This is a genomic window from Sphingomonas bacterium, from assembly GCF_903644135.1.
Classification (GTDB): domain Bacteria; phylum Pseudomonadota; class Alphaproteobacteria; order Sphingomonadales; family Sphingomonadaceae; genus Sphingomonas.
In genome coordinates this window covers 1-9,925 of sequence record NZ_CAHJXA010000078.1, presented here as the reverse complement: position 1 = coordinate 9,925, position 9,925 = coordinate 1, and the positions used below count along the sequence as shown (strand labels likewise).

Genomic DNA, 9,925 nt, shown 5'->3' with positions numbered 1-9,925 from the left:
CAGGCGATCGGCGGCGGCATCGTCGTGCTCGACGCGGCGCGCGACCCTGACGGCCGGTTCGCGCGCTGGCTGGCGGAACGCAGCGCCGACGCCGCCATCGTGCGACCCGACCGCTATGTCTACGGCCTTGCCGCCACCGCCGGTCTCGACGCCCTTGTCGGCCGCCTCCTCGACCAACTCACCGCCCCGACTGCCGCCCAGACCCTGGAGATCGCCCTATGACCCGCCCATCCTTCTCGCTCAACCATGTCGGCATGCAGGTGATCGACATCGACCGGATGACCGACTTCTACACCTCGTTCATGGGCTTCGTCGTCACCGACGAGCGTACCGACGTCAATCCGATCCGCTTCATGACGATGTCGCCCGACGAGCATCACCAGCTGCTGCTCGCCTGGGGCCGTGCGCCCGACTCGCCGTCGACGGTGGCGCAGATTTCGTTCCTGATGAAAGACTTCGCGGCGCTGCGCCAACTGCACGAGGCCGCGCAGGCCGACCCGCGGATCGAGAAGATCTGGACGCTCAACCACGGCAACAGCTGGACGGTCTATTTCAAGGACCCGGAGGACAATACGGTCGAGTGCTACGTCCACACGCCCTGGCACGTCAGCCAGCCTTACGGCGTCCCGATCGATTTCAGCCAGAGCGACCAGCAGATCTGGGACGATACGGAGACGGCGGCGCTGGCCAATTCGACCTATACGACTGCCGAAGCGTTCCGCCAGCGCATCGTCGACCAGCTCGCCGCCCGGCCGCAGTGAAGCTCGCCAGCTTCAGCCATGCCGGCCGGCGATCGATCGGCCGGGTCGAGGGCGAGGCCGTCGTCGATCTGGCGGCGGCGCTGGGCGTCGACACGATCGAGGCGCTGCTGGCGCTCGGCGACACCGGCATGGATCGGGCGCGCACCGCGACCGGCAGCGCCCTCGCGCTCGCGGACGTCGTCCTCCACGCACCGGTAAGCCGCCCGCCCAAGTTCTTTGCGATCGCCGCCAATTACCAGAGCCATATCGACGAGGTGCTCGCCTACAACAGTAGCTACGTGCCGCCGGTGTTTCAGCGCTGGTTCGCCAAGATGCCGTCGTGCATCAACGATCCGTTCGCGCCGATCCTGATGCCGCCCGAAATCACCGACCTCGACTACGAGGCGGAGCTGGCGATCGTCATCGGCCGCCGCGCGCGCCGGGTGACCGCGCACGACGCGCCCAGCATCGTCGCAGGCTACACCGTCTGCAACGACGTCAGCGCGCGCGACTGGCAGAAGCGCAGCCCGACGATCATGCTGGGCAAGTCGTTCGACAGCCATGGCCCGCTCGGTCCCTGGCTGGTGACCCCCGACGAGGTCGGCGATCCCCGTACCCTGCGCGTCACCTGCACCGTCAACGGCGAGATTCGCCAGGACGGCTCGACTGCCGAGATGATCCATGATTGCTGGGATCAGATCGCGTACCTGTCCACCGTCTGCACGCTGGAGCCGGGCGACATCATCGCCACCGGCACGCCCAAGGGGACCGGGGCCGGGCTGAAGCCGCCGCGGCTGCTCAATCTGGGCGACGTGGTCCGCTGCGAGGTCGAACGGGTCGGCGCGATCGAGGCGACCGTGGTGGCGGAGGCGGTGTGAGCGCCACCCTGGCCGAGATCGCCGACCGGGCCGAGATCGCCGACCTGCTGACCGCCCGCGCCCGCGCGGCCGACCGCTTCGACGTGCCGCTGATGCGCGCCTGCCATCCGTCCGATGCGACCGACAATCACGGCACCTATCGCGGGCCGATGCACGGCTTCATCGACACGCTGGAATCCGCGATGCGATCGGGGCCATTCTGCCGGACCAAGCAGCATCTGATCGGCAACATGCTGTTCGAACGGCGCGGTGCCGACTGGTTCGTCGAGACCTGCCACGTCGCGCACGAGGAGTTCGCGGCCGGGTCGGACTGGATCGCCTATGACATCGGTGGCCGCTATCTCGACACCTGCCGCCGGGTCGACGGTCGCTGGCTGATCCAGCATCGCGACATCGTCTATGACTGGTCGCGGATCACCCCAGCCGGTGAGCGCGACCTCGACCCGCTCACCGGCACGCGCGATGCCGCCGATCCGCTCTATGCTGGCCGCCCGCAAACACGCGGCCAACTACCCAAAATCATCCCACCTGAAGGAGCCCCGCCCATGAACGATCTCGATCGCTTGTTGTCCAAACAGGCCATCGCCGAAGTGCTGTACCGCCGCGCCCGCGCCGGCGACCGTGCCGATGCCGAGCTCGCGCACACCTGCTACCATCCCGGCGCGATCGAGCGGCATGGCGTGTTCGACGGCCTCGCCACCGACTTCATTGACGTCGCGAGCTTTACCCGGCCCAAGCCCGGCTCGCCGATCAAGGGGATGCAGCACGTGGTCACCAACATCCTCGCCGACTTCGAGGACGACGATACGGCGTTCGTGGAGAGCTACCATGTCGCCTGGTGCCAGATGACCGACGGCACCGACGCGACCATCGGCGGCCGCTATCTCGACCAGTTCGCTCGCCGCGACGGCCGCTGGGCGATTGTCCACCGCGACGTCATCTTCGACTGGAGCCGGGTTGAGCCGGAGACGGAGAAGTTCTGGGCCAAGCATCCCGCCGCCGACTTCCTCTATGGCAAGCGCGGTGCCGAGGACCCGCTTTATCAATATGCGAAGCGGGGATCGTGAACGGCCGCATCGTCGACCTGTCGGCGACGCTCGACGGCAACCTCGCCAACGAGCCGCCCGGCTATGCGCCGAGCATCGACTATGTCGATCACCAGGCGTCGGTGCCCGACCTGCAGCGCTTCTTCCCCGGCCTGGCCGCCGCCGACCTGCCCGACGCGGAGGGCTGGGCGATCGAGCGCGTCCAGCTCACCACCCACAACGGCACCCACCTCGACGCGCCGTATCACTACGCGTCGACGATGGACGGCGGCGCGCGCGCGATCACCATCGACGAGGTGCCGCTCGACTGGTGTATGCGGCCGGGCGTCAAGCTCGACTTCCGCCACCTGGCCGACGGTCATGTCGTCACCGCGCAGGAGATCGAGGCCGAGCTGGCCCGCATCGGCCACGACCTTGCGCCGCTCGACATCGTGCTGGTCAATACCGCCGCGGGGGTGCGGTTCGGCGAGGCCGACTATCTTGCGCGCGGGGTCGGCATCGGCCGCGAGGCGACGCTGTATCTGACGGAGCGGGGTGTGCGCGTCACCGGCACCGACGCCTGGAGCTGGGACGCGCCCTTCGTCCACACCGCGCGCCGCTATGCCGAGACGCACGATGCCGGCCTGATCTGGGAAGGCCACAAGGCCGGACGCACCATCGGCTATTGCCATATCGAGAAGCTCCAGAACCTGGAGGCGTTGCCGCCGGCGGGCTTCACCGTCTGCTGCTTCCCGGTGAAGATACATGCCGCCTCCGCCGGCTGGACGCGCGCCGTCGCCATCCTCGACGATCGGGAGACCCCGCAATGAAGTTCGCCACCCGCCCCGGCGCGACACCCGACGGCCGATTGATGCTGGTGTCGCGCGACCTCGCCCATGCCGCCGACGCGGTCGCTGCCGAGACGCTGCAGGCGGCGCTCGACGATTGGGGCCGGGTCGAGCCGCTGCTGCGCGCCCAGGCCGACCGACTCGACGCGAGTAGCTGGGCGGACGCGTCGCCGCTTGATCCCGCCTCGCTGCTCGCACCGTTGCCCCGCGCCTGGCAGTTCCTCGACGGGTCGGCGTTCCTCGCGCACAATCACATCCTCGCCGACGCCTGGGACTATGCGAAGCGCACGCCCGCCGATCCGCCGCTAATGTACCAGGGCGTATCCGACCGGTTCTACGGACCCGCCGCCGACATCCCGTTCCGCTCGGAAGGCGACGACATCGATTTCGAGGCGGAATATGGCGTCGTCCTCGACCACACCCCGCTCGGCATCTCGCCCGGCGAGGCGCTGGCGCATGTCAGGCTGGTGGTCATCATCAACGACTGGAGCCTGCGCGCCTTCGGCCCCGACGAGATGCGGGGCGGGTTCGGCTTTCTCCAGGCCAAGCCGCCATCGTCGCTGTCGCCGGTCGCTGTCACCCCCGATGAACTGGGCGATGCCTGGGCCGATGGCCGCGTGTGCCTGCCGCTCCGCGTCCATCGCGGGGACGAGCTGTTCGGCCGGCCCGAAGGCGGCGCGATGACCTATGGCTTTGGCGAGCTGATCGCCCATGCCGCGCTGACTCGCGATCTGTGCGCCGGCACCGTCATCGGCTCGGGCACGGTCGCCAACCTCGACGCCGCCGAGGTCGGCTCCGGCTGCATCGCCGAACGCCGCGCGCTCGACGCGCTGGCGTCACAAGCCTCGCCGACGCCCTATCTGCGCTTCGGCGAGCGCGTCCGGATCAGTGCCCTCGATCGCGAGGACCGGTCCGTGTTCGGCGAGCTGGACCAGCGGGTCGTGCACCGGCCGAGTTGATCGGAGCGGTCGGTCGCGGCCGCCTCAGACGCTTTCGCTGTCGGTCGGGCTGGTCACGCCCTCGCGCTGGCGCAGCCGCCGATAGGTGGCAAGCGCCTGGCCGACCACCTGGTCCATGTTGTAGTAGCGATAGGTCGCCAGCCGGCCGACGAACACGACATCGGGCTCGGCCAGCGCCAGCGCCTCGTAGCGCTTGAACAGCTGCTGGTTCTCGGGCCGCGGGATCGGGTAATAGGGATCGCCCTCGGCGGCGGGATATTCATAGGTCAGGCTGGTGACGGCGGCCTCCTGGCCGGTCAGGTGCTTGTATTCGGTCACGCGGGTGTGCGGCACCGCCTCGTCGGGATAGTTGACGACAGCGACCGGCTGGTGCCGCTCGATCGGCAGCGTCCGGTGCTCGAAGCGCAGCGAGCGGTAGGGCAGCCGGCCGTGGCGATGGCCGAAATATTCGTCGATCGGGCCGGTATAGACCAATTTGCCATAGCTTACCGTGTCGCGGATATCAGCATAATCGGTGCCCAGCATCACGGTGATGTTGGGATGGTCGAGCATCGCCGCGAACATCGCGGTGAAGCCGTTTGCCGGCATCGCCTGATGGCTGTCCGTAAAGTAGCGATCGTCGGTGCAGGTCCGCGTCGGCACCCGCGCCGTCACCGACTTGTCGAGCTCGGCCGGATCGAGCCCCCATTGCTTGCGGGTGTAGCCGCGGAAGAAGGCGCGATACAATTCGGTGCCGACCGCCGAGACGACGACGTCCTCCGACGTGCGCACGTTCGCGACCGGTTCGGCCCGTGCCGCCAGGAAGGCGGCGGCGTCCGCGTCGGTCTCGAGCTGCGCGTCGTAGAGCATGTTCAGCGTCGTGCGGTTGATCGGGATCGGCACCTGCCGCCCGGCCACCTCCGACAGGACGCGATGCTCGTACGGCCGCCAGTTGGTGAAGCGCGAGAGGTAGGCGAACACCTCGTCGGAATTGGTGTGGAAGATGTGCGGGCCATACTGGTGGATCAGTATGCCGGCTGCGTCCGCCACGTCATAGGCGTTGCCGGCAATGTGCGGTCGCCGGTCGACGACCAGCACGCGCTTGCCCGCATCGACGGCGAGGCGTTCCGCCATCACCGATCCGGCGAACCCTGCCCCGACGACGAGGTAGTCATAATGCGGATGACTGGCGCGGCGGGCGAGCAGTGCCGCCGCCTCGACCGACTCGTCGATCGCGGCGAGCATCTCCCCGGCGGTGCGATCCCATGACATCGCCGCGAGCACCGCGTCGGCCTCGTCGCGCCAACCGCGATCGTCGCCGCGCACCAGCGCCAGCGCCTCGTCGCAGGCCTGGACGAAGCGCGCGCCGCTGCCGGCGATCCGCACCGCGTCGAGCGTGCCGTAATGGCGGGCGACGTCGACGATCGGCGTCGACACCACCGGACGGCCGGCGGCAAGATATTCCGGCGTCTTGGTCGGGCTGATGAAGCGCGTCGCCTCGTTGATCGCGAACGGCATCAGCGCGACGTCCCAGCCGGCGATCGTCGCGGGCAGCTCGGCATAGCTGCGTGGCCCCGGATAATGGAGGTTGGTCCGGCTCGGCAGGTCGGCGGGATCGATCTTCACCACCGGCCCGACCAGCTCGATCGTCCAGTCCGGCCGTGCATCGGCCAGATACGCGACGAGGTCGAGGTCCATCCGCTCGTCGATCACCCCGTAAAAGCCGAGCCGCACCGCATCGCCCCGCCCCGGCTCGCAATGTCGCGCCTGCGCGAAATGGGCGACATCGACGCTGGACGGGAAGGGCCGCACATCGGCGTGGCGGTCACGCTTCGCCTCGTACAGGCTGTGGCCACCGGTGAAGACCAGGTCGGCAGCGGCAAGCAATTCGGCTTCGAGCGCCAGCAGCTCGGGCGGCGCGAAGCGGAACGCGGACAGCTCGTCCATGCAGTCATAGACGGTGCATGGTGCGGCCAGATGCCGCGAGAAGCCGAGCATCATCGGCGTGTAATACCAGCGCACCGCCAGCGCTGGCTCGACGGCCAGCATCTCGTCCAGCAGCATCGTCAGCACCGCCTCGGTCGCTTCAGCTTCGAGGCCGTTCGGCAGCATCGGCGTCGCCACCCGCACCCCGGCCGTCTTTTCGCCGATGACGAGCCGCGCCCGGTCGGTGCCGCCGATCACCGGCTCCTCCCACACCAGCACGCGATGGCGTTGCGCGAACCGGGTCATCAGGTGCTGCGGCCGCTGGAACACGAAGTCCCAGCGCAGATGGCAGAAGCACAGCAACAGCGGCATCGGCGCGTCGGCGGAGGGCGACGTTGGCGCCGCGGCGAAGTTCATCAATGTCTCCCAGGATCAGCCGAATATTGCTAGGGATATGGATCGGCTAAGTCGCTGATCCACATTACACGTCTTTGGTTTGTTCGGTAACGCCCGGCCTGCCAAAGAGTGCCGATGCGCGACGCCGCCCTGCCCTGGATCCGCGTGGCTGACGGCGCGCCCTATTTCGTCGACGATACGGGACGCGACTGGACGCCGATCGGGCAGAACGACGCGATCACCTGGCCCGAGCTCGCACCGCTGTTCCGCCGCCGCGACCTGGCGGCGGTCGAGCGCCACCTGCACTGGCTGGTCGAACACGGCGTCACCTGCCTTCGCCTGATGATCGAATATGCCCAGGTCCGGCATCGCTACTTCGAGCGGCCGGTCGGGAGGCCGGTGCCGGCGATGGTGCAGCTGTGGGATGACCTGTTCGATCTGTGCGAGCGGGTCGGCCTGCGCATCCTGCTGACGCCGGTCGACACCTTCTGGATGTGGCTGCACTGGAGGCATCATCCGTGGAACAGCGCCCAGGGCGGCCCGCTCGACCACCCGTCGCGCCTGCTGACCGCGCCGGCGGTGCGCGCCGCGATCAAGGCGCGGCTGACGTTCATCGTGCGGCGTTGGGGCGGGTCGGGAGCGTTGTTCGCGTGGGATTTGTGGAACGAGATTCACCATGCCCAGGGCGAAGGCAGCGCCGACGGGTTTGGCGAGTTCATCGCCGACCTGTCGCAGCACGTCCGCGCGCTGGAGACGCAACTCTACGGCCGCTCGCACCCGCAGACGGTATCGCTGTTCGGGCCGGAACTGTGGTGGCGGCCCGACCTGCCGCTGACGGAGCCGATCTTCCGCCATCCCGACCTCGATTTTGCGAGCATCCACATCTACCGCTCGGGATCGATCGACGACCCTCGCAACACTGTCGCGCCGGCGGTGGCGATGGGCGGGATCGTGCGCCATTGCCTGGCGGAGATCACCGACGGGCGGCCCTTCCTCGATACCGAGCATGGCCCGATCCACAGCTTCAAGGACCGCCATCGCACTCTGCCCGAGCCGTTCGACGATGAGTATTTCCGCCATCTCAGCTGGGCGCACCTCGCCAGCGGCGGTGTGGGCGGCGGGATGCGCTGGCCCAACCGCCACCCGCATGTTCTGACTTCGGGGATGCGCCGGGCGCAGCGAGCGATGGCAGGCTTCCTGCCGCTGATCCACTGGCAGCGGTTCCGGCGCGCGCCGATCGAGGTCAAGGTGACAGGCTATCACGCTTTTGCCTGTAGGGACGACGATCAGGCGGTGGTGTGGCTGGTGCGCAAGGGCGGCCGGATGGCGGACGGGCGGAGCGGCACCGACCCGTCGACCAGGACGCTGACACTCAAGCTGCCCTTCGCACCCGGCGACGTCGAGATCACCGGCTACAACACCGCCGCCGGGCGAATAATCGATACCGTCCAGGCCAAGTCGACCGCGACCGGCTTGAAGATCGAGGTGGCGGCGATGCCGGCGGACCGCGCGTTCGCGATCCGCCGGACGGGCTAATGCACCTCGGTCTCTAGGACCGGATGACGTCCGCCAGTGCTTCGGCCCGCGGACCGGTGACGATCTGCCAGCATCCCGGCGGCACCTCCACCGCGCCGCGAGCGGCGGCGTCCAGCCGGAGGGGATCGACCTTGCCCGGCTCGACCACCGTCACGAGCAACCGGCTCGACAGCGCCGTCACGGAGCTCACATTGGCGCGGCCGCCCAGCGCGGCCAGCAGCGCGCGGGCGGTCTCGTCCGGGCTATCCGCCGTGCCTGTTTCGCGCATCTCCCGGGCGAGTTGATCGGCGGTCGGGCCGATCACCACCTGCAGGTCGCGCGCCGAGGGCCGCATCACGCCGCGCGCACCCAGACGCTTCAGCATCGCCTCATCCACCGCCGCCTGATCCTCGACGACTAGGCGCAAGCGGGTCGTACACGCGTCGATCGCTGCGAGATTGGCACGGCCGCCAAGCGCAGCGACGAACTGCTGCGCGCGCGATCCGGCCACAGGCGCGTTGGCGGCCGGCGCGTCCACCGGTACCGGCTCGCGACCGGGCGTGGGCAGGTCGAAGCGAACGATGAAGAAGCGGAACAGCCCGTAGTAGACTGCGGCATAAGCCGCTCCGACCGGCAGCAGCAGCAGCGGCCGCGTCGCCCGGCCATAGTTGAGGCCATAGTCCAGCAGCCCCGCCGAGAAGCCGAAGCCGAGTCGGACGTGGAGCATGTCCATCAGCGCCATCGCCACGCCGGTCAGCACCGCATGGACCGCATAGAGCAGCGGGGCGAGGAACATGAAGGTGAACTCGATCGGCTCGGTCACGCCGGTCAGCATCGCAGTCAGAGCCAGGCTGAGCAGCAACCCGCCGACCTCGGCGCGGCGTTCGGGCCGGGCGCTGCGGTACATCGCCAGGCAGCCGGCGGGCAGGCCGAAGATCATCACCGGGAAGAAGCCGCTCATGAACGCGCCTGCCTTCGGGTCGCCGGCGAAGAAGCGGTTGAGGTCGCCGGTCGCGCCGTGGAAATCGCCGACCACGAACCAAACGATGTTGTTGAGGATATGGTGCAGCCCGGTCACCAGTAGCAGCCGGTTGAGAACGCCGTAAACGAACAGCCCGAACGGCCCGGCCGTGACCAGCGCATAGCTCAGCGCGTCGATGCCGCGGCTCAGCCCGCCCCAGCCGAGCCCGAAAGCGAGTGCCAGCACCAGCCCCGCCAGCCCGCTGACGATCGGCACGAAACGCCGTCCACCGAAAAAGGCGAGATACTCCGGCAGGCTGATCGCGCCGAAGCGGTTGTAGAAGATGCCGGCGATCAGCCCCGAGAACGTGCCCAGCGGAACGCTGAGCTTGGCGAGCGCGGCCTGGCGATAGGCGGCGAGCATCGCCGTCCGGACGGCGGGCGGCAGGCCGGCACCGATGTCGGCGGGCGGGTGGAGCAGCGCCTGCGCGCCGTTGGTGGCGACCAGGAAGCACACCGCGCCCGCCAATGCCGCCGCGCCGTTGCCGTCGCGCGCGAACCCCACCGCGACGCCGATCGCGAACAGTAGGCCGAGGTTCTGGAAGATCGCATCGCCGGCCGCCGCGACGAATGCGATATCGAGCAGGTCGGGCTGGCCGAGGCGGAGCAGCAAACCGGCGATCGGCAGCACCGCGATCG

Annotated in this window: 8 protein-coding genes and 1 pseudogene; 7 read left to right on the top strand and 2 right to left on the bottom strand. The window is 68.7% G+C overall.

The genetic code is table 11. The features are described 5' to 3' along the window. From HUU96_RS06130 to HUU96_RS06105, 6 genes and pseudogenes are all read left to right on the top strand, one after another. Window positions 1-222 (top strand): annotated as a pseudogene (locus HUU96_RS06130) (hypothetical protein); the annotation flags it as partial. Next, a complete protein-coding gene (locus HUU96_RS06125) occupies window positions 219-761 on the top strand; it encodes a VOC family protein (RefSeq protein WP_174291958.1) in 543 nt (180 codons plus the stop codon). The pseudogene HUU96_RS06130 and the gene HUU96_RS06125, both read left to right, overlap by 4 nt. Further along, window positions 758-1,618, top strand: coding sequence for a fumarylacetoacetate hydrolase family protein (locus tag HUU96_RS06120; RefSeq protein WP_174291957.1), 861 nt, complete (start codon window positions 758-760; stop codon window positions 1,616-1,618). Before HUU96_RS06125 ends, HUU96_RS06120 begins: the two co-directional genes overlap by 4 nt. Then, a complete protein-coding gene (locus HUU96_RS06115; protein WP_174291956.1) occupies window positions 1,615-2,685 on the top strand; it encodes a nuclear transport factor 2 family protein in 1,071 nt (356 codons plus the stop codon). Before HUU96_RS06120 ends, HUU96_RS06115 begins: the two co-directional genes overlap by 4 nt. Continuing rightward, window positions 2,682-3,473: a cyclase family protein gene (locus tag HUU96_RS06110; protein ID WP_174291955.1), complete on the top strand. Its 792-nt coding sequence runs from the start codon at window positions 2,682-2,684 to the stop codon at window positions 3,471-3,473. The genes HUU96_RS06115 and HUU96_RS06110 overlap by 4 nt, the downstream gene beginning before the upstream one ends. Then, window positions 3,470-4,450 (top strand): fumarylacetoacetate hydrolase family protein, encoded by a 981-nt coding sequence (locus tag HUU96_RS06105; protein WP_174291954.1) that lies wholly within the window; start codon window positions 3,470-3,472, stop codon window positions 4,448-4,450. Before HUU96_RS06110 ends, HUU96_RS06105 begins: the two co-directional genes overlap by 4 nt. Before the next feature lie 24 nt (window positions 4,451-4,474). Here HUU96_RS06105 and glf read toward each other — a convergent pair whose 3' ends face one another. Next, window positions 4,475-6,661 (bottom strand): UDP-galactopyranose mutase, encoded by a 2,187-nt coding sequence (glf, locus tag HUU96_RS06100; RefSeq protein WP_174291959.1) that lies wholly within the window; start codon window positions 6,659-6,661, stop codon window positions 4,475-4,477. A gap of 225 nt (window positions 6,662-6,886) precedes the next feature. Between glf and HUU96_RS06095 the strand changes: the two genes are divergently transcribed. Continuing rightward, window positions 6,887-8,287 (top strand): hypothetical protein, encoded by a 1,401-nt coding sequence (locus tag HUU96_RS06095; RefSeq protein WP_217430274.1) that lies wholly within the window; start codon window positions 6,887-6,889, stop codon window positions 8,285-8,287. Between the two features lie 13 nt (window positions 8,288-8,300). On the opposite strand, the gene nagE is transcribed toward HUU96_RS06095, so the two are convergent. After that, the gene (nagE, locus tag HUU96_RS06090; protein ID WP_254605048.1) at window positions 8,301-9,923 is read right to left on the bottom strand and encodes an N-acetylglucosamine-specific PTS transporter subunit IIBC; all 1,623 of its coding nucleotides are present in this window, start codon (window positions 9,921-9,923) and stop codon (window positions 8,301-8,303) included. Between the last annotated feature and the right edge of the window lie 2 nt (window positions 9,924-9,925).